The 22,020-nt window shown below is 64.1% G+C and carries 24 protein-coding genes; 8 read left to right on the top strand and 16 right to left on the bottom strand.

The window, feature by feature from the left end:
* Nucleotides 1–861 precede the first annotated feature (861 nt).
* The 7 genes from PY310_RS18590 to PY310_RS18565 all read right to left on the bottom strand — a co-directional run bounded on the left by PY310_RS18590 (nt 862) and on the right by PY310_RS18565 (nt 6,073).
* Nucleotides 862–1,641 (bottom strand): isocitrate lyase/PEP mutase family protein, encoded by a 780-nt coding sequence (locus PY310_RS18590; protein WP_275215976.1) that lies wholly within the window; start codon nt 1,639–1,641, stop codon nt 862–864.
* A 224-nt stretch (nt 1,642–1,865) separates the two neighbouring features.
* Complete coding sequence (locus PY310_RS21695) at nt 1,866–2,042, bottom strand: cupredoxin domain-containing protein (protein ID WP_419095522.1); 177 nt, start codon at nt 2,040–2,042, stop codon at nt 1,866–1,868.
* A gap of 318 nt (nt 2,043–2,360) precedes the next feature.
* Nucleotides 2,361–2,993 carry a hypothetical protein gene (locus PY310_RS18585; protein ID WP_275215974.1) on the bottom strand — a complete coding sequence of 211 codons (633 nt, stop codon included), beginning with the start codon at nt 2,991–2,993 and terminating at the stop codon, nt 2,361–2,363.
* 54 nt (nt 2,994–3,047) lie between these two features.
* A complete protein-coding gene (locus PY310_RS18580) occupies nt 3,048–3,749 on the bottom strand; it encodes a class F sortase (RefSeq protein ID WP_275215973.1) in 702 nt (233 codons plus the stop codon).
* Nucleotides 3,750–3,773: 24 nt separating this feature from the next.
* On the bottom strand, nt 3,774–4,544 hold the full coding sequence (locus tag PY310_RS18575) for a CHRD domain-containing protein (protein ID WP_275215972.1): 771 nt from the start codon (nt 4,542–4,544) through the stop codon (nt 3,774–3,776).
* 177 nt (nt 4,545–4,721) lie between these two features.
* Nucleotides 4,722–5,111, bottom strand: coding sequence for a hypothetical protein (locus PY310_RS18570; protein ID WP_275215971.1), 390 nt, complete (start codon nt 5,109–5,111; stop codon nt 4,722–4,724).
* A gap of 182 nt (nt 5,112–5,293) precedes the next feature.
* Nucleotides 5,294–6,073 (bottom strand): alpha/beta fold hydrolase, encoded by a 780-nt coding sequence (locus PY310_RS18565; protein WP_275215969.1) that lies wholly within the window; start codon nt 6,071–6,073, stop codon nt 5,294–5,296.
* A 796-nt stretch (nt 6,074–6,869) separates the two neighbouring features.
* Here PY310_RS18565 and PY310_RS18560 point away from each other — a divergent pair.
* The 5 genes from PY310_RS18560 (at nt 6,870) to PY310_RS18540 (ending at nt 12,055) form a co-directional block, all read left to right on the top strand.
* Complete coding sequence (locus PY310_RS18560; protein ID WP_275215968.1) at nt 6,870–7,862, top strand: zinc-binding dehydrogenase; 993 nt, start codon at nt 6,870–6,872, stop codon at nt 7,860–7,862.
* Between the two features lie 1,175 nt (nt 7,863–9,037).
* Nucleotides 9,038–9,322 carry a hypothetical protein gene (locus tag PY310_RS18555; RefSeq protein ID WP_275215967.1) on the top strand — a complete coding sequence of 95 codons (285 nt, stop codon included), beginning with the start codon at nt 9,038–9,040 and terminating at the stop codon, nt 9,320–9,322.
* 204 nt (nt 9,323–9,526) lie between these two features.
* Nucleotides 9,527–9,685, top strand: coding sequence for a hypothetical protein (locus tag PY310_RS18550; protein WP_275215966.1), 159 nt, complete (start codon nt 9,527–9,529; stop codon nt 9,683–9,685).
* 603 nt (nt 9,686–10,288) lie between these two features.
* Entirely contained in the window at nt 10,289–11,536 is a 1,248-nt protein-coding gene (locus tag PY310_RS18545; RefSeq protein WP_275216001.1) for an IS256 family transposase, read from the top strand.
* A gap of 45 nt (nt 11,537–11,581) precedes the next feature.
* Nucleotides 11,582–12,055 (top strand): hypothetical protein, encoded by a 474-nt coding sequence (locus PY310_RS18540; protein ID WP_275215965.1) that lies wholly within the window; start codon nt 11,582–11,584, stop codon nt 12,053–12,055.
* 551 nt (nt 12,056–12,606) lie between these two features.
* On the opposite strand, the gene PY310_RS18535 is transcribed toward PY310_RS18540, so the two are convergent.
* The 6 genes from PY310_RS18535 to PY310_RS18510 all read right to left on the bottom strand — a co-directional run bounded on the left by PY310_RS18535 (nt 12,607) and on the right by PY310_RS18510 (nt 17,050).
* Entirely contained in the window at nt 12,607–13,884 is a 1,278-nt protein-coding gene (locus tag PY310_RS18535; RefSeq protein ID WP_275215964.1) for a glycoside hydrolase family 26 protein, read from the bottom strand.
* Between the two features lie 142 nt (nt 13,885–14,026).
* Nucleotides 14,027–14,434 carry a helicase associated domain-containing protein gene (locus tag PY310_RS18530; protein ID WP_275215963.1) on the bottom strand — a complete coding sequence of 136 codons (408 nt, stop codon included), beginning with the start codon at nt 14,432–14,434 and terminating at the stop codon, nt 14,027–14,029.
* A gap of 54 nt (nt 14,435–14,488) precedes the next feature.
* Complete coding sequence (locus PY310_RS18525; RefSeq protein WP_275215962.1) at nt 14,489–14,737, bottom strand: hypothetical protein; 249 nt, start codon at nt 14,735–14,737, stop codon at nt 14,489–14,491.
* A gap of 137 nt (nt 14,738–14,874) precedes the next feature.
* Nucleotides 14,875–15,552, bottom strand: coding sequence for a TMEM175 family protein (locus PY310_RS18520; protein WP_275215961.1), 678 nt, complete (start codon nt 15,550–15,552; stop codon nt 14,875–14,877).
* Nucleotides 15,553–15,569: 17 nt separating this feature from the next.
* The gene (locus tag PY310_RS18515) at nt 15,570–16,343 is read right to left on the bottom strand and encodes a CPBP family intramembrane glutamic endopeptidase (RefSeq protein WP_275215960.1); all 774 of its coding nucleotides are present in this window, start codon (nt 16,341–16,343) and stop codon (nt 15,570–15,572) included.
* A gap of 335 nt (nt 16,344–16,678) precedes the next feature.
* Nucleotides 16,679–17,050: a hypothetical protein gene (locus tag PY310_RS18510; protein WP_275215959.1), complete on the bottom strand. Its 372-nt coding sequence runs from the start codon at nt 17,048–17,050 to the stop codon at nt 16,679–16,681.
* 940 nt (nt 17,051–17,990) lie between these two features.
* Between PY310_RS18510 and PY310_RS18505 the strand changes: the two genes are divergently transcribed.
* Nucleotides 17,991–18,275, top strand: a complete 285-nt coding sequence (locus tag PY310_RS18505) for a glycosyltransferase (protein ID WP_275215958.1) — start codon at nt 17,991–17,993, stop codon at nt 18,273–18,275.
* Nucleotides 18,276–18,324: 49 nt separating this feature from the next.
* Here PY310_RS18505 and PY310_RS18500 read toward each other — a convergent pair whose 3' ends face one another.
* Both PY310_RS18500 and PY310_RS18495 read right to left on the bottom strand, forming a co-directional pair.
* Nucleotides 18,325–18,696: an Hpt domain-containing protein gene (locus tag PY310_RS18500; protein WP_275215957.1), complete on the bottom strand. Its 372-nt coding sequence runs from the start codon at nt 18,694–18,696 to the stop codon at nt 18,325–18,327.
* Nucleotides 18,697–19,401: 705 nt separating this feature from the next.
* Complete coding sequence (locus PY310_RS18495; protein ID WP_275215956.1) at nt 19,402–20,340, bottom strand: hypothetical protein; 939 nt, start codon at nt 20,338–20,340, stop codon at nt 19,402–19,404.
* A gap of 169 nt (nt 20,341–20,509) precedes the next feature.
* On the opposite strand from PY310_RS18495, the gene PY310_RS18490 reads away from it, so the two are divergent.
* Nucleotides 20,510–20,815, top strand: coding sequence for a hypothetical protein (locus tag PY310_RS18490; RefSeq protein ID WP_275215955.1), 306 nt, complete (start codon nt 20,510–20,512; stop codon nt 20,813–20,815).
* Nucleotides 20,816–20,891: 76 nt separating this feature from the next.
* Nucleotides 20,892–21,026: a hypothetical protein gene (locus PY310_RS18485; RefSeq protein WP_275215954.1), complete on the top strand. Its 135-nt coding sequence runs from the start codon at nt 20,892–20,894 to the stop codon at nt 21,024–21,026.
* Nucleotides 21,027–21,300: 274 nt separating this feature from the next.
* Here PY310_RS18485 and PY310_RS18480 read toward each other — a convergent pair whose 3' ends face one another.
* The gene (locus PY310_RS18480; RefSeq protein ID WP_275215953.1) at nt 21,301–21,891 is read right to left on the bottom strand and encodes a DNA/RNA non-specific endonuclease; all 591 of its coding nucleotides are present in this window, start codon (nt 21,889–21,891) and stop codon (nt 21,301–21,303) included.
* Between the last annotated feature and the right edge of the window lie 129 nt (nt 21,892–22,020).

Below are 22,020 nucleotides of genomic sequence, written 5' to 3'. Positions count from 1 at the left end.
TTCGGGGGGAGTCCAGTGTTTGCAAGGCGTGGAACCCGGTTCGAGTCCCACCTCGGGCACAGTGTTTCCGCAGGTCAGGGGCCTTTTTGTGTTTCTTCGTGTGCACATTGTGCACACTCTCGCCTCTGATCTGATGTTCCGGGTGTCTGGGGTCCCGGAGCGGCCTATTCGGTTGTGTGGGGGAGCGGCTGCCTACGGCGGACCGGGTACCGCCCTGTGCGATCTCTTCTGGGTGTTCATCCTCGTTCGTCCTTCCGTCGGGTTTACGCGTACACCAATTCATTGCGGCCAGGGCCGCGCACAACATGACTTGCTGAATATTCTTCAGATCGACCGAGGATTGCGGCCGGTCCGGAACTTCCGCTCCCTGATACCTGTTCATGCAGGAACGCGGGGGGAACGGCATGACCTGGCCACTGATCCGGAGCTGAAAATGAGTTCGCTGAGCCTGGCCAGTCGGTGGGCGGCCCGAAGGCGAGCCGAACCTGGAACCGAGTTCCGTAGGTACACGCTGGACGACGATTTCGCGGGCCGGGGCCAAGGCTTACGTCTTGGTACTTCGGTCGGCCGGCTGGACGCGGACCGCCCTCAGTCCGGTCACCGAGCCGTCCCTCCCCCGGATCAGGCATCAACGTAGTTGTCGTAATCACGGCTATGGGCCGAGAGTTCGACCCAGGGATGTTCATCCGGCCTCAAATGGCAACAACTGAAGAACCCTCCAGTGGGTCACCTCAAGGAAATGGCGGAGCGCGAATTGAGTTGTTTTATAAACTCAGGACGAGTTTGTAGAGCAGTGCGAACGCGCCCCCAATGCTGTCATCTGCTGTTCGCAGGGGCACCATCGGCCGACTTGGTCTTTGTCTAATTCAGGGGCGGCGTGTCGGCGGGAAGGACGCCCGTCCCGTAAAGGTCGGTGGCGAGGTCGCGGAGCGCGCGCAGGGCGACACGCTGCGTGAACGGGCCGTAGGAGACCCGGGCTACCCCGAGGTCCTGCAGTTCGGCTGCGGGCAGGGCCCCCGGTGCGCCGATGACTGAGAGCTTTCCGCTGCCGAGTCCCTCCACCAGAGGCTCAATGACCTGGCGGGTGAGTGCTCCCGGCACGAAGACCAGCGCGGCGCCGGCGTCGAGGAATGCGCGGCCCCGGCTGATGGCGTCATCGATGCTGACCTTGAGGGGCCTGTCACCGGCCCGCGCGATCGCGTCCGTGCGGGCGTTTAGCTGAAACGCGATGCCTTCGTCGTTGGCGGCGGCCATGATGGCCTGCACGCGGGCGACTGCTTCATCGAAGGGCCGCAGCCGGTCTTCAACGTTGGCCCCGACAACGCCGAGCCCAATGGCCCTGCGAATCGTCTCGGCCGGGTTGTCGTAAGCATCATCAAGATCGGCCGTGACGGGAAGGTCAACGGCGTCCACGATGATTTTGACCCCTGCCAGCGCTATCTCCAGGGGCATCGTCCCGTCGGCGTAGCCGTATGCGGCGGCGATAGAGTGGCCCGCCGTCGCAATCGCCTTTGTCTCCGGCAGCGCCGCGACCGTCGCTGCGCTGATGGCATCCCACACGTTGACAACCCGAAGGATCTCCGGGGCCTCATGCAGCGCTTTCAACTGCCGGGCCCGCTCTGACGTGTTCGTTCCGGTCATTGTATTTTCTCCGTTTTCTGTTGGTCACTTGGCAAGGAAGCTGAGGAGGATGTTCGTTGACCTCCGAGTCCGTGGGTCAAAGAACATGCCGTGCAGGGCACCTTCAACCACCACATAGTGGCTGAGGTTCCTGCACATTGCGGAAAGTAACTAATCCCGCCGACCAGGGGGACTGCGGCCCCGGACGGAGACAGTTCGCCATGGACAGGCAATCCCGTGAAGGGTCATTTCACGGTGAGGGTGCCTTTCATGTTGCCATGGAAGGTGCAGTGGTACGGGTAGGTTCCGGGTTTGGTCGGGGCGGTGAAGGTGCCGGTCCCGGCCTTAATGACGGCATCGAACGTGGCACTGGTGTCCGCGGTGATGGTGTGCGCTTCGATGTCTTCGTTGGTGACACTTATAGTCGCTCCGGGGCTGACCGTTTCCGTACCCTGGTATTTGAAGCCCTTGATCAGTATCTCTGCGCCGGCCGCTGCGGGTGAGGAGCTTGGGCTGGAGGTCGAGGTAACAGGTCCCGTAATGGGCGCAGACGACGTGCTTGTTCCGTGGCTGTTGGTGCTGCTGTCGTGCCGGACGCTGACATGCCCGAGGTTCCGCAGCCGGAGAGAGCCAGCATGACTGTTGTTACCGTGAGTCCGAGGGCACTGAGTGTCCTGGTGTTTGCTTTCATGGTGAAACCTTTCGTCTGCGCTGCCGTAGTGATCTGCGGCGTGCGCCTGTCAGTGGTGTTCGACCCAGCAGGCCAGGATGGTGGTGGAGAGCTGGTAGGCGAGGGCGTTCCGGGTGATGCTCTCAGGTCCCAGGGTTGCTGGCAGGTCGGTGGCATCAACCTGGAGAACGAAGTTGTCCTTTTGGAACACGGCTGACCCGTCGGCGGTTTCGAAGGCTGGGAAGCCCAGGTTCGCGAGGCCTTGAATGGGCTTGGCGTCCTTTGCCAGGGCCTGCATGGCATCGAAGTACGTGCGAGCTGACGCTTGGTCCTTTGCTTCCCTGACGGAGATCTCCAGGGCTCCCTCGGTGAGGTGGTAGGTGCAGGTGAAGGTGCTGTTGGCCCAGTTGTTGACTGTGTGCGGTTTCGAGTCCAGATCCAGAATGGAGGTGAGCCTGTCCATGGGCTGGTCCCCGCACACCATCAGGGCGGCGTCGCTGGGGCCTTGGGCTTGGGGCGCGCCCGGGGACGGGGAGGAACCGTGATTGTGCCCGCCGGCGTGCCCTGCTTCGGCAGCCGCTGACGACGACGGGGGAATAACTGCTGTGTCGGCCTGCCCGACGGATCCGGCGGCTGCTGCGCAACCGGAGAGCAGCAGCGAGCTGAGGGCCAGGGCAGCCAGCATGTGTTTTCGGTGTTTCATGTCCAGTCCTTTCGCGCCATTTGCCGCTTCCGGTAGGAGCGGGAGTTCCGTGGTTCAGGCTTTGAGTTTCGCGTAAATGACGTAGTTGTCATCGAAGAGCTGGGTGGCGGGGTCGTAACCGTCGCAGGTGATGAGCCGGAGCTCAGCTCCGGGGGTGTTGCCGTAGACCTCGAGGGTGGGGAAGCTGTCTTTGCTGTACTGCGCGCCGTGATCGACAGTGAACACCGCTGTGGTGCCGTCGGCTCGGGAGACCTTGATATCAGTGCCCGGTGTGATTTTGCGGAGATCTGCGAAGACTCCGGTGGCACCGCCGAGTGCGTTGACGTGGCCCAGCATGACGGAGGGACCGCGTTCCCCTGGGGTGGGGGAGCCGTTGTACCAGCCGGCGGGCGCACCGCTGCCGGAATCCTGCGGGACTTGGAGGGAGCCGTTCTCCCGGAGGCCGAGTTTCAGGAGGTCGGTTCGCACACCGATGGCCGGGATGTTCAGGGTCACCGGCTCGGATCGGGGAAGCACCGCGGGACCGGCCACCGGGGGTGTAGCAGCCGGACTCGATGGAGCAGGAGCCGGGAGGGCGGTACCGGGCGCGGCGGGGCTGGCCGCCGCGGGCGCGGCGGCGGACGCCGAGGGTGGGGAGGCGGCGTCGGGGGTTCCGCTGCTTCCTGCACTGCAGCCGGCCAGGGTCAGCAGGAGCAGAACCCCGGCCGCCGTGGCGGCACGGAGGCCCTCAAGGCGGCCGGGATTCTTTGTGCTCACAGTAACGATCCAGTCAGCCGGTGCTTAGGCCGCTGCACCGGCGGTACGGCGGCGGACCACGTAGGCTCCGCCGGTGAGCGCGACCAGGGCGAGGCCACCACCGACGGCGAGGGCGCCGGTGTCGGTCCCGGTTTCCGCGGTGACTCCGGTGTCAGCGCCGCCGACCGGCATGGTCATCTGGCCTGCCTTCAGCGTCCCGCATAGTGCGGGGGAGGTGGCGGCGAGCGGAAGGGTCGGTGCAAGGTCGCTCTTGGCGGCCTGCCCTGCCGCGCTGAGGGTGGCGGGGTCCAGGCCGTGGACGACGACCACAGCGGTTCCGGCTTCCAGGGCTGCCTTGGTCTCGGCGTTCAGTTCGAAGGTGCGGTCTACGGTGTAGGCCGCGCCTTGGCCGCCGACCTTCAGGTCAAGGCCAGCCGCGGGGCTGGTGTCGCCGCTGGTGGACAAGGTGGTGACGATTCCGCCGTAGAACGGGGCGCCTTCGGTGGTGGAGATGACCTTGTCGCCGTCCTTATCCGCCGTGGGTGCCGGGCAGGTGCCCTGGGCGCCGCCGTGGATGTGCTGAACGTGCGGGTACGGGGCGTCCATGAACGTCGCGGGCATGCCCGATACCTTCAGGACAACGTGGGCCTGGTTGCCCGTGACATCGACCGTGATCGTGCCGGCGCCCGTGCTGCCATTGATCTGAGCCAAAGTGGACTGGTAGGAGTGGTCCGCTGCCATCGCGGGAGAACCGGAAACCGCCAGGGCGGCCAAAGCCAAGGTGGGGACCGCCATAAGGCGAAGGGTCTTCTTCATTGAATAAATCTCCTCATACACGCGCGTGTGACCTCGCACCCCGGAAGGGGCCAGACGTACTTCGGAGCAGTACCGGGAATGGATGGGTGGGAATGTGACCCGGCCGACGTGCCCTTGGGTCAGCCCGCCACCGTACGGCACCGAAGTGCCTTACCCGGGCCAGAAATGGGGTCAGGGTCAGGTCGTTGAAGCCCCGCGGCGCCGGCCCCTTGCAGCCGGACGTGATCCTGGCCGGGTCTTGTGCTGCAGGGCGTATACGGTCACCGCTAGGGCACCGGCAGCCGCTTCGGCGACTGCCGTGATGGTCTTGGCTGTGTACCAGACCGGTTCGTACATCGACGGCAGCGGCCCGAGGGCAGGGACCTGGACGTACCGGTACAGGATGACCGCGGCCAGGGACGAGAATCCCACCACGGCGGCGGCGGCGAAATTGGTCCGGGATCCTCTGAGCAGCACAAACACCGCCGCGAGGGCCGCGGCTCCGGCCTGGACCAGAAACAGGGTCCCTTGTCCGAGACCGCCGGGGGCTGCCCGCTTATAGCCGGGGGCGAGCTGGACATGGATCACCGCGCTGACGGCCAGCGCCGCCGCGTCCTAGCGGCGGCGGTCCAGGTGAAGCCGGTTCCCCAATTCGGGACCGGCGACGTCGATGCCTCCCGAGGCCGGGGCATCATCCCCAGCCGTCGCAGGTTCCACCTTTCTGAAGCCAACTCAACGTAGATGGCTCCGCCCAGGCGGTCAGCCGCAGCTCAGCTGGTGCTATCGAGGATCAGGCGCGCCGCTTCCGATGGTTGGTCCCAGTGCGGGAAGTGACCGCAGTTTTCGAACCAGTGGAGCGTTGCATCCGGGAATAGCTCCGTGGCCCGCGCGGCCTCGCTGGGAGCGGTGACTTTGTCCTTCCGCCCCCATCCAATGACCATATTGCCCTTGAGTGAGCCGGCCGGTGCGCCTTCCTGGCGTGGTCCGTGAATCAGTGCGTTGAGGGCCGGGTCCAGACTGGTCGACGTCTTGAACCCGCGAAGCTCATGCAGGACTAGATCCTGCGGCAGCTTCCATGGGTGGGCGGAGAACTGAGCCAACAGGGCCGTGCGGCCCACGGGGTTGCCGGTGAGGAAGGGCAGCGCCGGTTGGATGCGGCGCACCAGTGCGACGGATGCTTTGATGCTTGCACCAAAGATCGCTGCCTGGCGGTCATTCCAGAATCCACCAGGGTCCAGTGCGATCGTGGTGCCAGCGTGCCCTCGCCGTGCCATTTCCATCGCCATCCGGGCGCCCATGGAGCTGCCTACCAGATCAAGGTCACCCAGTTCCCCGTCGCGGATAAAGGCTTCGACGGCATCGGTCAGCGTGGCAATGGTGGTTTCGCCGGTCAGCGGCGCGGATTCGCCGCAACCGGGGAGGTCGACGGCGATGACATCGCGTTCAGCGGCCAGCGCCGGGACTACCGGGCTCCAGTTACCAATACTGGAACCGAGCCCATGGATCAGGAGGAGTGGCTTACCGGAGCCTTGCCGGGTTGAGTGCAGCATGACTCCACTGTAGGGGGCGGTGCAACATATCGGGCCCTTTTCCTTCGGCGAACGGGCCGCGCTGCCGGCAGATCCACTCCAGAGCCTGCTGTGCGGTGGGGAGTGCCGGAAGGCTGCCAATGAGAGGAATGCAAGGATCGTCCGCGAGCTCGAACGCGAGATGTACGTCGTCGTCGGTGAACTCGCGCAAAACGACTGAACTGTAGCTTGGTGGTGTGGTCGGCCAGGACGGTAAGTGCTCAGTCATACGTCGATTATCGCCGTCGTCGCCGCGTGTTGCTCAAGATTCACCCGAGTATGCCGGACAGAGCGGGTTCCACCTTCAGCCCGTTCCGGTGAAGGATCCCCCCACATCAGCTGGGGTGGACGCATTTCTGAAGGCCTGTAGCACGGGCACGAAACGAGCCAGCTGTGCGTGGCACGCCCGTCGGGGCCCAGTTGTCGCACCCGGCCGCGAGGGAACGCAGGCCCGGCTGGAGCAATGGACGTCCTCAACTGCAATCTGCGTGCGAGGCGAATGGCCCTAGTCTGCGCCCCCCAGAGTTGTGACAGTGGAGAAGAACCACGCGCTGGGTTCTTTCCTCATACTCCTCATGTCCTGCTCCTGGAGGTTCTCATGGCAGCTGTATGGACATTTGTCGGGATCCACACGATCGCGCCACACTCCGCTCTCGCCTTGCTCCTGACTTGGGCCCGCGATGCGCTCGCCATGGGGGCTCGGCACCCTGGCGCCCTCGCGGTCCTTCGTGCAGCCACGAAGACAGCGCAGTAGGGGGTACCCTCGGAGTACCGCAGCGTGGTCGCGGTCCGAGCCGGCAGGCCGGATGTGCTGGAGGTCGTGCTCCGCACGCTGCCGGAACCTCGAAGGGGCGAGGCGCGGGTCCGGGTTGAAGCCTCCGGCGTGAGCGCCGTCGATGTGCAGATGCGCCAAGGAATATCGACATATCCGCCGCGGTTCCCATTCACACCCGGCTACACCGCGGTAGGCGTGGTGGACGCAGTGGGGGAAGGCGTCACCGCCGTCGCGCCTGGGGATCGGGTGGTGGTGCTGACGGAGACAGGCGGATATGCAGAGTACGTCTTCGTGCGCCGGCATCCGATGATGCGGATCCCTGCCAGCCTGGATGCGGGTGAGGTGGTGGCCGTGGCCCTGAACTACCTGGTTGCCCACCAGGCCCTCTCCCGTGCGGCCCGGATACGGCCCGGGCAGGCGGTCCTGGTCACCGGAGCCGCCGGCGGGATCGGCAGCGCCATAGTGCAGCTGGGTCAGCTGCTGGGATTGAGGATGTACGGGGCCGCCGACGCCGCGAAGTACCACTGGCTCACCGACCACGGGGTGTTGCCCCTCGACGCCCAGGGCGCGGACGTCGTGGACATCGTGCGGCGTCTCGAGCCTGAGGGGGTGGACGCGGTGCTCGACGGGGTAGGCGGTGAGTGGGTGGACCGCGCTCTGGCGGTGCTCCGTTCCGGGGGTGTGCTGGTGGAGTACGCCAATCCCGGAAGCCCGGGCAGGACCCTGCGCCTGCTACTCCGGGCAGTGCGCCACAACCAGGCTGGGTGCGGGGCGAGGATCCGGTCCTATAGCACGGGGCTTTGGCGGCTTGACGGCCGTCCGTTGCTGGCGGCCTGGGCAACCCTCTACGAGTTGCTCGAGGCCGGGCGGATCCGGCCGGTGATCGCCGGGCGCATCCCGCTATCGGAGGCGGCTCGGGTCCACACTCTGCTGGAGGGCGGAGACGCCATCGGCACCCTGGTCCTGATCGCGTCGCCGGCGAAAGCCGCAGAGTAAAGACAAGACGGAACTAGCTGCCCGTAAGCCGGTCCGTTAGAGGATCCTTGAAAGCGGGTCGGTTGGTCATGCAGGTCGCTGTCCGTTTCTCCATGAGACGTTCGGAAAGGAGGGACCCGCCACCATGATGTTCGTCGATTTCCAGCAGGAGGGCTGCCCCGTAGTGCGGTGCACATTCGGCGCCTGTCCGGTTCCAGAGGCCCGTTCTTCATTTTTCGGCGAAATCGCTCCCCGCCCGGGCGGCCGTTTAAGCAGCGTGGTTGGGGCGGTGAAGTGGGCAAAAAGGGGGTGTGCACAATGTGCACACCCTGGGCTTCGGACTGGGTCGTACTGGTGCCGGACTGGCCCGGATTGGCGATGTTTGCGGGGGAGTGGCGGAAATTCAAGGGCTGGAACCCGGTTCGAGTCCCACCTCGGGCACAGCATGACCCTCGTCAGAGGGGTTTTTGCTTTAATGTGTGCACATTGTGCCTCGGCTGGTCCCTCTGACTCTGGCCGCGGTCTGTGCCTGGCGCCGCGGTGGCCTATGAAGTTGTGTGGGTGGCGGAGTCAGGGTCTGGCTGCTGGGCCCTCTCCGGTTGGAATCTAGGTCAGGTGTCGTCCTTCCTGGGCGTTCCGGTGGCCGGTTGTTGGCCTTCACTCATTCATGGTCAGGAGTTGTGATGACGACATGACGAAGTGGAATTTTCTTCTGGATCTTCGTCGGATAGTGCTTTCTGCGAGCCAGGGGGAGTGCGCTCGTAGCGTGTTTGTCCGGCCAAAGGGGGTGTGCACATTGTGCACACTGTTGTGCAGGGGCGGCGTTGAGGCTTGCCTCTTGGTGCCTTCCTCTTGGTTATGCCTTCACCACTTCATGATGTTCTCTGTTGCAGGCGACATGACTTTGCGGCCCGGATCGTGGGTTTCGTTGGACGTTCCCGGTTCAGCGGGAACGCCTCGGGTTGTCCCTGTGGCCGGCGTATGATCCGCCGATAGAGTGCAGGTGTGTGGGATCCGGACTCTTCTTCCGGGGGCGGGTCATGGTGTGGTGGGTTCGTAGGGCTGTCTATCGAATTCCTCCCATGCATAGGGTGCGGGGTGGCCGAACCCTCGCTGCGCGCCGTCCTGTGGTAGGAATTTCAGGACACGCCTGTGGGCTCCGCAAGACTGTCAGCGCCCGGGAGCACCATGAAGGTATGTCAGCTCCAACGGTTGAGGCGGCCATCCATGAACTTATGGATCTCGCCTGGAATCTTGTCTTCGATCTCCTCGAAGAGCGTGGCCTGCTCAGAGATGGTTTGTTCGTCGAGCGGTACACGGAGATCCATTCCTGGGTGGAGGGCCTGATCCGTTATTCGGTTGTCCACTCTTGCGATGTCGCGGTCCTGTTCGTGGATACCCGGCCCGTGGACGCCATCGTCTTCCGCCACGACATTCTGGGCGCTGACGACCCGAAGACTTTCTTCACGGTGCCCGGGTAGAGCTCTATTCAAGTCCCAGGCGTTTGGACGACAGCAGGGGCCAAGACTGGCTCTTTGAGCTTGCTGTTACGCTTCGGACTTGAGTGGCCCGCGATGCCGTTGATGCATCCGGAGGGCCGTCGACAATTGCCTGTTCCTCAGGGTGCACATGAGGGACACTACAGGAATTACGAAGAGGATGCGGTCGAGGATCAGAGTCGAGTCATGCTGCAGATCCTGATGTGCAAGTTAAATATTCGGCACGAATGGCATGTCGAACACGCCGAAGACGGCAGTGTCTTCAAGCGCTGCCGACGCTGCGGCAAGGACGATGATGAACGCACCAGAGGAGGGGGCAACTTCAGTCATTGGGCAGGCGGCTGAAACGAGGGCTGCGTCTGATTCTGATCGGCGCTCTGTCTGCTGCGCTGTCCGCACCGTAACCTTCCTTGCCGCGAGCCGGAAGGTGACAGCGTCCAGCTCATTCTCCTTGGGCTGCTTGGAAGTTCCCGGCCCAGTCGGTGATGCTCTGGCTAATGCGGCCGGATGCCGATGAAAGGTTCTTTCTCGTCGTCGTCGGTCGTCTAGTGCCGCCGTAGACGAGTTCAGTGTGTTCACGATGGAAGCGCAAGGGTCAGCGTCGGGGCACCGGTGACAGTGGCCGTCGCCTTGTACATCGTGCTAGCGGTTCGCCGCAGCAAGTGAATGCCCATTTTGGTGCGGGAGCACCAGGGACGTGATGATTCTTGTTGACCAGCCGAAGACGGGCGCTGAGGCGTGGGGCCTTCCGTCCCCGGGCGGCTCGTATTTGGGGCTGAAGATGGGGGGTGTCAAGTTTTCTGTGTAAGGGACCGGTCGGTTGTCCGGTCTGCCGGCTGGTCCGGCTGCGGAGGGTGTTTCATTGAGTGTGTAAGGGTCCGGTCTCTAACTAGGGTGTGACCTGCGGTTTCACCCCTGAAAGGACGGGCCCTCTTGGCCGAAATTAGTATGACCACCAACCCTCTTGAAGGCGTGTTGAGCGCTGACCAGATCGACGCCCTCGTCACGGCTGCGGAGGACCTGGGAGAGGGCCGCAACGGCGTTGAGGAACTCCTCTCCCGGATGACCCGAGCCGTCCTGGAGCGGGCCCTGGAAACCGAGATGAGCGACCACCTCGGCTACGAACCCGGAGACCCCGCCGGGCAGGGAACAGGTAACTCCCGCAACGGCAAGACCACCAAGAGCGTTCAGACCCTCCAAGGACCGGTGGAAGTCACGGTCCCGCGGGACCGGAACAGCTCCTTCGAGCCGGTCATCGTGCCCAAGCGGGCCCGCCGGCTGGGCAAGGTCGAGGACATGATCCTGTCCCTCTACGCCCGCGGAATGAGCACCCGGGACATCGGCTCCCACCTCGATGAAATCTATGGCACCAAGGTCTCCGCCGCGACGATTTCCAGGGTCACCGACGTCATCGCCGATGAGGTCGCCCAATGGCAGAACCGGCCGCTCGAATCGGTGTATCCGATCGTCTACATCGATGCGATTTGGCTGAAAATCCGGGACGGCGGCGTCGTGGTGAACAAGGCCTGCCACGTGGCTGTGGGCGTGGACGTGGAGGGCCGCAAGCAGGTCCTGGGCCTGTGGCTGGGCACCTCGGAAGGGGCGAAGTTCTGGGCCAACGTGCTCACCGAAATCCGCAACCGCGGAGCAACGGACATCCTGATCCTGTGCTGCGACGGGCTCACCGGGCTGCCGGCAGCGGTGAACAGCATCTACCCACAGACCGTTGTGCAGACCTGTGTCGTGCACCTGTTGCGCTCGGCCATGAAATACGCCTCCTACGGCGCCCGCAAAGCCATGGCCCGGGACATGCGCCCGATCTATACCGCACCGACCGTGCAGGCGGCCGAGCTGGCGATGGAGGCCTTCGCCCAGACCTGGCAGGCAACGGCTCCCGGGGCGGTGCTGGCCTGGCGGAACGCATGGGAGGACTTCACCCCGTTTCTGGCCTTCACCCCCGAAATCCGCAAAGTCATTTACACGACGAACCAGATCGAATCGATCAACTACCAGCTACGGAAAATCACCAAAACCAGGGGCTCATTCCCCTCCGACGAAGCCGCGATCAAACTGATCTACCCGGGGATCAGGAACATCGAGACCACCCGCGGCGGCGAGCTCGGAACCGGCACCCAAGGATGGCACCAGGCACTGAACGCCTTCGCCGTTCAATTCCCTAACCGACTTCCGATCTGACCACCCGGCAGACCGGATAACCGACCGGTCCCTTACACAGAAAACTTGACACCCCCGGCTGCGCCCTCGACCCCCGCACCCACGCCGAGGTCCGTCCAGCTGCAGATTGTCCCGCAAAACCCGGCGCCTCAGGGACCGGCCCCGGTCATTCCCCTGCCAGGTCGGAATGTTTCCCAAGCCCCGGCCGGCGAAGCTCCAGGGGCCCAGACCGGGATCACCAATCCGGAGACCCCGGCAGGGAGTGCGGCCGTAGCCAAGTCCATGCCCCCGCAGCCGACGGACCCGGCAGCGGTCGCCAGCGAGACAGCATCAGCCAGCGCATCGGCGTCGGCCTCCGAAACGGCGGCCCGGATCCTCATCGAGGCGTTCACGACCTCGGCGTCTGCTGAAGCGTCGACCGGGGCTGTCCTCGCCTTCGCCCTCGCCGGTATCCTCCTCGTGGGGCTTGCCGGAGCCGCCTACTGGTTCATCCTTCGCCCCCTGCAACTCGCCCGACGGAACGGCGGCCACCATGCCTAGGACATTCGCATCGGCCTTGGCCGCCTCTACGCTGCTGGCTGTTTCCCTGTGGTCGGCCGCCCCGGCGACCGCAATCACCCGTCCGGCCGGTCCGTGCCGGCCGTTTGCTGCCCGAGGCATCCTGGCAGGTCAACACTGTCCGCTCGGCCGACGGGGCCACCAACTGCTTCTTCGGGCACCTGTTCAACATGGGAGCCAACGACGCCTAAGGCAGCGCCCTGTGGAACATCTTCGAGAACCTCTGGTCGACGACCTTTGTGATCTCCGGGATCAACGACGGCGAGGGCAAGATGTACACGCGGTCAGCCGCGCGCGTTCCCCCGGGAAGTCGATCCTCGCACCTACACACCCGCCCAAGGATGGGTGGCTCACGGGAACTGACCACCATAGCTTCTCGCATTTCCGTTGCACGTAGCAGCGAGGACCGGCTGAGTGCAATCGGATGCATGTGACAGCGTTCCGTCCCTGGCGCGTGCGACGGCACGGCGGCCCCTTCCCGTTACCTTGCTCACTACCTGACACGTAGTCCACAGCACGGGTCGGCCTCGGTGTCAGGTCCCGGCGGGCCGGCAGTTGGTTCCGGTTCCGTAGTGCAGCCAGCTGGGCAGTGCTGTGGTGAAGGCATCGCGGACGGCTGGGGTGTTCGTGACTGTCCAGTCGATCCGGCCGTTGACTTCGGCCTCGTTTTTGTCCCACTCGAACCAGTTGATCATTTTCAGTTGCGGGAATTGCGCCGCCGTTTGCGGGCTGAAGACCTGTTCCCACCAGGCCCGTTTGATGTCCGACTCCGGGGCCCCGCCCACGGCCGGGTTGTAGAGGGCGGCTGTTTCGGGGATGGCCAGAGGCTTGTCGTGGTCCTGGCTGTAGACGTGGTAGAAATCGGGGAGCAGGCTGTCGTCGCCGTTGGCACCCACGTAGTTGCCCGTCAGCTGGTCGGCGAATTTGTTGGCCTCGGGGGTCTCGTTCTCGCCCCAGGGGTAGCGTGCGCCCCAGTGATACAGCGACATGCCCACCCAGTCCACCGCGGCGTCTCCCGGGTAGTACGGGGCGTAGGAATCATCGGCCATGGTCAGGACTCCGTTGTGGTCCGTGTCCAACGCTTCGAAACCCGGGGTACCCGGCGTCGCTTCGTATTGGCCGCCGGCGAAGGGATACCCGCCGCCATAGTTCGGAGCCCACATCATCGCCGAGCCCGGAGCCCCTTCGTGGACGGCTTCGGCGATTTGAGAGAACACTGATTTGTACTCAACGGGTTGCTGTGACCAGGGGTACCAGGATCCGTTCATTTCGTGGGCAAACCGGACGATCACTGGCACGCCTTCGGCATTCAGGGATACCAAATCCTGCACCAGTCCGGCGATGACGCCTGGGGTGATCGCGGCCAGTCCCTGTTTCGGTTCAAGGGTCAGGAGCATCATGTGCCCGTCAGCGCGGATCTGGTTTGCGGCCTGGTGCAGGTGGGCGCGTTCCTGCTCGGTGTACGGGAAGCCCGCAAAGGAGACGCTCACTGCGGGCTTGTGACCGAGATCGGCGGCATATTGGGACAATGGCTTGGCGTCCAGGTTCAGGTTGACGCCAAAGAGGGCTCCGGAGCCAGGTACCAGGTCCGTCCGGCTCGTCACCTCGCAGATAGGTATTGCGGCAGCGCTTTGGCTTGCCGCGGCTTCCTGACGTGTCCGTTCGCGGTCCGCCAGGCCGTTGGTGATGCTGGCGGCACCGAACGCCATGGCGAGTACGACTGCCGCCACCGGCAGGCCCCACGCTTTCACTCGGCTTAACGCCAGTTCGCGCCGGTCCACTTCCGGGTCGGCAGATAAGTCGTTAGGCATAGCGGTACCCCCTGTTGGCCTGCGGTTTTGGTTCTCATCCTAAAGGCAACGCAGGCGAAATCCGTTGCGGTGCGATTGCCCGACGTCCGCGTCGATCCACCGCGAATGGTCGGACCGCAAGTGCCGGCAGAATCATCAATGCCTACACACAGCGTCGGTTGCCCCGCTGCGACCGACAATTGCGCCAACCCGGCAAGAGCTTGTTCAGCGTACTCTCCCGGACTTTGGTCAGTGTGCCGTCCCGGGCGCTGATCCGCTGCACGTGCAGCCAGACGCCAAGAACCCGTTCTTCCTCGGTGGCGAAACCCTGTATGGCGGGCCAGTAGTTGCCGGCGGACCGGTACTCGACGAGTTCGGCGATCCGGCGGTCCCAGTGGGCTTCGTTGTCGGCCTTCTGGTTGGCTACCACCTCCAACCCGGGGATGACGCTTACCCTCTTTCCGGTAGGCGGGGGAGAGGGTGCCTGCGGCGGCGTCCTGCCGACGGCGATGCACCCACGCGCCCAGGGTTCGTGCCTGCGGCGGCGTCCTGCCGGCGGCGGTGCACCCACGCGCCCAGGGTTCGTTTCCGCGGGGTCATTCCGCTGGTTGCGGGGAGCCGGCCCTCAGCCTTGTAGAACGCGATGACGTCGGCAAGGTGCCCGTTGGCCGGCTGGCGTCTGGCGGGTCACGGAGCGCTGGGCTGCCTTGTGGGCGGCGGGAAGACCCAGGTCAGCCTGGACCGCCAGGCGAAGGTGATACCGGACTGTGCTTGAGGCCGCGCCGGCGCCCGCGGCGATCAATGATGACGAAATCCCCTGACGGTACACCTGCACCCATTCGGGATCCGGTGCGCGGCGCGTGGCGGTAGTCATCGGGAATGAGCCTAGCCGTCCGACACGGCCGCAGGCAGTCCGCCTGCGAAGGCATTAGCGAAGCGGTCTTGGTGAAACATCCACTGTCTCCGTGGGCGTCCTCGCCGGGGCCCCGACCAAGGCCTGAAAGCCCTTGTTCACGTTGGGGAGGCTTCTGCTCTGGTACTGGGGCCCCGGGTGGCTGTGCGTTTCCGGTATATGAGGGACAACGCGGCGTCCAGGAGGAGGACCGCGAGCCAGAGGTATTCTGCGGCTGCCGGGTTGAGGAACGACACCGGTATGGAAGCAAGAAAGACCAGCGGGACGACCAGACTTCTTGCGCGCAGGAAGGAGAAAAGGCTGGCATCGACATCCCTGCAGAACAGCTTCCGGTGCCACGCGTACTGCATCAATGCTGCATAGCTTAGTCCCATGCCGCTGACGATGACCGCGTACACAACGACACCGGCCGGCTGATCCCCATAGCGTGCGAGTACCCCTGACCCGAAGCCTGTGAGCGCGATGAAGAGCAGCGCCAGCAGGTTGATGCGTTGCAAGTTCGCATCGTAGCCGCGCAGGAGCTTGAAGAGTCGATGGTGGGTCAACCAGTACGCTCCGGTGACCGCGAATGAGAGCACATAGGCGAAGTACTGGGGGCCTTGCTTCAGTAGAGCGCCCGGGAGCTCGTCTGGAGCCACGTCGGGAACACGGATCTCGACAGCGAGCAGTGTCATCGCGATGGCGAAGATGGCGTCGCTGAAGAAGGTTGTCCGTTCGGTGTCGGTGCCTGAGCTGACCAGGGACCGGAATTTACCGTAGGTGGAAAGCGTCGCCATCGGTCTGGCCGTCCTGCTCAGGTAACTGCTGGCGCGTTCAGTTTCAAACCCACGACGTCCGTGACTTTCGTCCCCGGAGGGAATTGCCTCAGCAGGAGGATGCCGTAGATGAGCAGAACGGTGTCCGCCCCGATCATAATGCCCCACCGCAGCCCGCCCGTGACGTTGGCGATGGCAAGGGAGATGTCCGTCAGGGCGTGAAGCATCATCAGCGGCCACAGGGCGACGGTCCTCAGCCTCAGGGCTGTGTAGCCGATGCCGAAGGTGAAAGCGCCCACCACCTGGGCTGCCGTCACCGCGACGTCCGCGCCGTAGGCAATGTTCGTCAAATGGGAAAGACCAAACAGGGCAGAAACGGTCATGGCGGCAGCTATGGGACTCCACGGGCCCAGCGCCGACAGGGTCAGTCCGCGGAACCAGAGTTCCTCAAAGATCCCGGTCGCTGCTTCCCCGACGAGGATGGTGGTGAGCACGGTCGATTCGACCGGTTGGACGCCGGCGAGGAAGGGCAGCACGGCCAGGACCGCCGGAAGGATTAACAGGCGGCCGGACCTGACGGTCCAGGTGAAGCGGAATCGGGTGAATACGGCAGTTGCAACCGCCATGGCGGCCAGCACCAGAACTCCTGCCAGCCGGCGGTACAGGCTGTCCCAGCCGGTGAAGGTGTCCAGGATCAGGGCGGCGGCAAGATTCACAACGACGGCCGTGAGAACCAGAGTCAGTGCTAGCTGCCAGGGGCTTTGCCGCACAGGCACGCGGGAAACTCGCATTGAGGATGTGTCTCCCGCCATTGGTACTCCTGACCGGTAGGGCTCGATGACAATTGCAGATGTCTTCAAGCTAGCCAGACAGGCAGGTGCCCCATAGGGTCTAATGTCCCATGGACGGACGCGTAGAGACAGACAGTCCCTCAGCGGTCAGCTCCTTGGTGTGGACGTCACGACCGCGCCCCGAAGAACGTGACGGACACGTGTACCGCGGCGAAGACGGGCATGCGGGCCAGGGCCTCCCCGCACTGCCCCGGCCGCCGCCGGATCGGTGGGGGAGGCCCGTGATGCCATGCCGGGAATTCCGCCCCTACTCGAGGCCCCACCGGCTGGACGGAGGTCACCGACGCCCGGTGGAGTCACCGCCCGGGGTGGTGCTTCTTGCTGTCGTGCCGGTGCCCGTTGTGATCCCAGTAGCCGTTCTTGTCGTGCCGGCAACCGTCCTGGCCCGTCCAGTAGCCGTTGTGGTCGTTGTCAGCGCGCCAGTAACCGTTATCGTCACGCCAGCCCGAATCGTCGTTGAAGTCGTGCCACCGGCTGTCCTTGTCGAACCAGCCATGCCGTGTGTCGTGCCTGTTGGTGTCGCGCACATCATGCCTGTAATGGGACGACGTCTGGGTGTAGGAACTCATAGCGGCGCCGGCAGTGGCGTTGGCAGGAAGTGCGCTGGCACCCATACCCAGGGCAGCAGTGACGGCAGCGGATCCGATAATGCGAAGTGCGTTTTTCATGAGTGGTTACCCTTTTTTGTACTCCTCCCTCGCTCGCCTCCGTTCCGCGTGGGCGGGCACGACAGGAAGGCTGCCGCAGTGTGTCGGGAGGATGCTGAGGATGTGTGGAATCTTACTTAGAGTGTCGTCAGTTCTGGGCGGACGGACGGGCCGGCCATCGGGCCCTCGCTCGCTCCGGGACTTATTGCCGGGAGGACCAATCCAGTTCACGCCCGTCAGTAGCTGAGAAGTAGGGACTAAAGTCCCCGCTGCCCCCTCCTTCTGCCCGCGGGCACGCGCCAAGACGGGTGAAGGAAAGCGTAACGCCCCGCTGAAGCGACGTCAGGGACCGGTGGAGGGGGCCGGCGGTGGCTGGGTGTGGTGTGCACGGTCTCAGAACGCACCACTCACCGCCGGGCCCCGCTTCACACATTAGGGGAGCCAGCGGACAAGGTACACGGCTGGCGGTACCTGATTCTGAGGCGCAGACTACCCGTACCTCGGGTCGCCGAGGAGGCGGACCTCGTTGCCTCAACGGGCTAAAGTACTGGGGTGGAGATTCCAGGAAACATCGAAAACCCAGAGGGTGGGCAGGGTCGGTAACGGCCTCCGGCAACACCTACGAAGAAGCCACAGCGGCCATGGACGCGATGGTCCCGGAAGGCCACAAGCCCACCGTCAACCGCACGGAATAGGGTCACTAAGCTGTTTGAGGGCCGGCGGCGTCTGGGCGGCAGGGCTTCCTGCTCGTCCGCACTGCCCACCGCCGGCCTGCCGTCCACTCTAAGCTGACCTCTGATCGGGTTCACGAGTAGCGGCTACCTGAGTCGGAAAGCCCCGGCTACCAGGTGGAGTCGAGCGGCAACACGAGCCTGGGCTCGTGGTGAGGCTGTGTTAGGCGAATCTGAATACAGTCTTAGAGATTTCTTGGACTTTCTTGGCGCTGTTAGGGTGAGTGCCCTTGAGCCACTCTTTGCAGACTGAATGCCATCAGTTCATCGAACTCGGAGGCATCATGACCGTCACGTCGGAGACGCGACCCGAAAGCAGCTACCTATCCGTCATCACGGGCCGGGATGAAGAACCCGACGCTGCCCGGACAAGCAGCGCGTGCGTCATTCCTGCCTATAACGAGCAGGACACCATCGCCGAGGTGCTGACCTGGTTGCTGAACCAGACCCGGCTGCCGGATGTCATTCGCGTGGGCATCATGCTCCTGGTCGCCTCCCTGAGGATCAGCACCTAGCGGGTACTCGAATTACCGGACATTCGGTTGGCCGGATCCTTGGTTGCTGCTAAATGACCGGCGCCTGCCGCATGTCCAAGTACTTCTGCAGGGGATGCGTGGTTTGCTTGCTGCATCTTTCGATCCGGGGGAGATGGGCCGCGGCGAACCCCGGCAGGACCCGTCCAGGATCCGTCTTGGCTTCCAGTCGAATGTCCCTCTCCAAATCGAAAGCAAGCTCCGCCAGCCGCTCGGCACCCACCATCTGGCTCGAAGTTTTCAGTCCCAGGACCGCGTCCAGGGCGCCGGTGTAGTCCCCAGTCGTCAGCGACACGCGGAGCCGTTCAGATCGCGTGGGCAGGTAGGCGATGAAGTTTTCCACGAAGACCTTCCACAGTCCCTGGTCATCATCGAGTTCCCTCCGCAGACGGTCCAGGGTCACATGATCCAGAAGGGGCAGGGCTTTGTCCCGGTCTCTTCCCGGTTCTCCCTCAACCCCGGCCGCGGGCATCATGGCGCGGAATGGGTGGGCGGTGTCCCGTCGCCATGGGGCTGGTCACCGTGCAGCGGGTCAGCGGCCGCGAGAAGCACAAGAAGCACCAGGACCGCGAGAGCATGGCCGCGCGCATGTTTCGTGTGGACCCTTGGCCTGGTCAGCCTGAAATTCATTGTCGCCTCCCCTATGGTGATGGCCCTGGTTTATTCACAGGGCCTTCCCTCGACGCTACGCAGTCAAGTGGGGGTGGGGCACGAGTAGCCGGTACTCTATTTCTCCTGGCCGGCACCAGTGGGTCCGGCAGGCGAATCCGCTGGATGTCAGGCGGCCATGCCGTGCAGGTCCCGGTGGGCGTCGGCCAAGATTTCGGGTGCGGTTTTGTGCAGGGCCGAAACTTCGGTGCTGAGGCGGTCGGCGCTGACCGGGGCCAGACCGAACTGCCTACCCCGGACATGGAAGAGGTGACCTTCAGGCTCAGCACGGCGTCATGGGATGACTCGTCGTCCTCGTCGTGGATCCCGTCAAGGATGCGTTCCAGCCGGCCCGGCAGCATGTGCAGGTAGGATTCCAGGAACGCCCGGGCCTCTGGCGTGTAGGGCAGCCGGAGGGGCTCAGGGAGTTCCGTGTTCGATAGTGCTTGGCCCTGTCCGGCTAGCAACGGGTGCTGGCCTTGCAGACCGACTTCTCGAGTGCCACCACTCCCTTGAGGAGACTCCCTGACTTTTCGGCAAGCTCACCCGAGCCTTTCAGGGCATTGCGTGCTTCTTCACCCATCTGCACGAAGGAGGGGAGCGGAGCTGCTACCGCGGCGGCTTCCTTCTCCGCAGCCGCCCACGATGATCCGCACTTGCCTGATGACGTTGCTATGCCCAACCCTTGTTTGATCAGTTCCGCAGGGTCGTACTGAGGCGAAAGGACTCTGGGAACCTGCAGGGCGAGGTCATAGACAGCCTTGGTGCAATCCCATACCGCTTGGCGGACGGCCGAGCCGCTCGTGAGCGCCGACCTGAGCGCGGAGGGGGTTTTCTTCCCGACTTGCTTCAACACAAAGTCGTTGGTCATCCAGGCTAGGCTGAGATCAGGATGGATGACCCACTCGAACGAAGCAGGCGGGGAATCGACGGAAATTGTTTCCGAGGGGGCCATGAAGGTGTAGGCGTACATGCCGGCTGATGCCAGCGCATGGAATTCCTTGACCTTCAGTTCCGCCGCTTCCTGAGACACATTTACCGCGGAGTCTGAATAGAACGCCCAGACCATGTCGCTCTTATTGGTCAGCGAAACCGATCCCGTCGAGTCGTTCACGCAGGCGACGATGAGATCGACGTATTTGAGTTCCTCCGAAGTCTGGGCACGGGGACTGTCCCGACGCGGCCAATTCGGCGTGCACCCGATATCCGGGACCACTGCCGGAGGCACTGTTGCACCAGACCCGCCCGAACCACCCGAGCTTCCGGGCTCACCGCTACACGCGCCCAGCTGTAGTGCCAGGATCAAAACTGCGCAGGTTCCAAGCAGACGCAACGCTAGACTGCCGCGACGAAACTTCTCCGCCCGATGTCTCCCCAGCTCATAATGGATGCTGTCCACAGCGCCACCTCATTTGGAGACGAATGATGACCCACAGGCTACGCCCGCCCGGGACCGGGTTCAACAGGCGGCCCCTTGGGTGCAGGCCGTGCCAACACCGGCCGGACCAGTCCGCAGACACGCCCGCCGGCTCCCCAAGGCTGTCTGTGCACGGGAGCACCATGGAGTTATGACGGCTCCAACTGTTGAGGCGGCAATCCATGAATTGATGGATCTCGCCTGGAATCTTGTCTATGACCTGCTCGCGGAGCGGGGACTGCTCGGTGACGGGTTCGACGTCGCAGCGTACACCGGGATCCATTCCTGGGTGGAGGGCCTCACCCGATGGACGGTGGTCCACTCTCGGACGGTCGCGGTCCTGTTCGTGGGCACCCGGCCGGTGGACGCCATCGCCTTCCACCACGACATCCTGGGCGCCGACGACCCGGCAAGCTTCTTCACGCTGCCCGGCAGTGGACGATGTTGGGACCTATGAATGGCGGCGTTGACATCGGCAGGCCGAGCATTCGACCTTCCACGCCACCCGGGCAAGACGGGCGCATACTGGTTCAGTGAGCACGGCAAGTCTCAACGCGTTGCTGCCCTGGCTGGTCCTCATCCCGTGCCTGGCCATCTGGGCATACAGCCTCGTCGACTTCAGCCAGACAGACGAGCGCGACATGCGGACCTTCAGCAGGGACGCCTAGTTGCTACTGCTTGTCCTCGGAAGCGTGGTCGGCGGGCTGGCCTGGCTTGTAGCCGGGCGTCCCCAACCCCCTGGCATCCGGCGTCACGGCTAAGCGTCCGTATCGGCCCACCTGGTGCCAAAAGACGCCAGTCCCCTCCAGCGCGACCAGCTCTCCACATTCCCTGGCTAGCCGCCGAGGTCGAAGTCCAGGTCGAGGTCTTCGGGGGCGTGCAGCTCCCGCCATGTCGAGCTGACCCGGGCCCGGGGGAGGGCCGCGGCGATCGGCATCCGGTCTACGGCGACAAGCTGGTCGAGGTCCAGCCCGGTGAGGGCCGCGATGTCCCGGATGGGACTTGGAAGGTCCGGAAGGCCCCGGGCGGGGGAGCTTCTTCGGTGGCGCCGGGTTTGGGAACGTCGGGAAGGTCCGCCAAGACCGGTGTCTGGTCCACGACGTAGCCGGTTGCTGCCAGCTTCCCTTGGTAGAGCAAGACTGCAACCTTGAAGAATTTCAGCGGGATGTCCACGTCCCGGTACACCGGGTCCGTCGAGCCAAAAATTGGTCCGGTGAATACCGTGATGCGGCGGCTGTTGTCGGTGGCGTTTTCCTGCAGGTAAGACTCCAGCCCCAGCCAGAGCTCGGCACCCTGGTTGAATTTGGCTGCCTGAGGTGCGGCATTGGTGTAGTGAAACGTGTCCTCATTCGCTTGGGCTGCTTCGGCCCTGGTGTCGCCCCACACGGCTGAGGCGCGGCGGACCAGATGCCCGCGGTCTCGGTCATTGCCGGCGTAGACCCGTTCCCCAGTCTGCTGGTCGGCCGGGATGCGCGGGTCCAGCCGCCAAGGGATGCCAGCCCGGGCCAGGTCCATCAGCTTGGTCCCGTCCATGGCTAGGAGCCTGCTGAATAAGGCGGTTGTGGGGCGGGCGGAACGCCACCAATGGGCCGTCGAGCGGCGTGTTCTGGTCAGCACCCTTGGGTGCGACAACGGGGTCGTTCCGCCCGCTTGGCTTAATTC

This window comes from Pseudarthrobacter naphthalenicus (assembly GCF_029076445.1).
GTDB classification, from domain to species: Bacteria; Actinomycetota; Actinomycetes; order Actinomycetales; family Micrococcaceae; genus Arthrobacter; species Arthrobacter naphthalenicus.
Note: the sequence above shows the minus strand (reverse complement) of the source record. Positions and strands in the feature narration are given on the sequence as shown.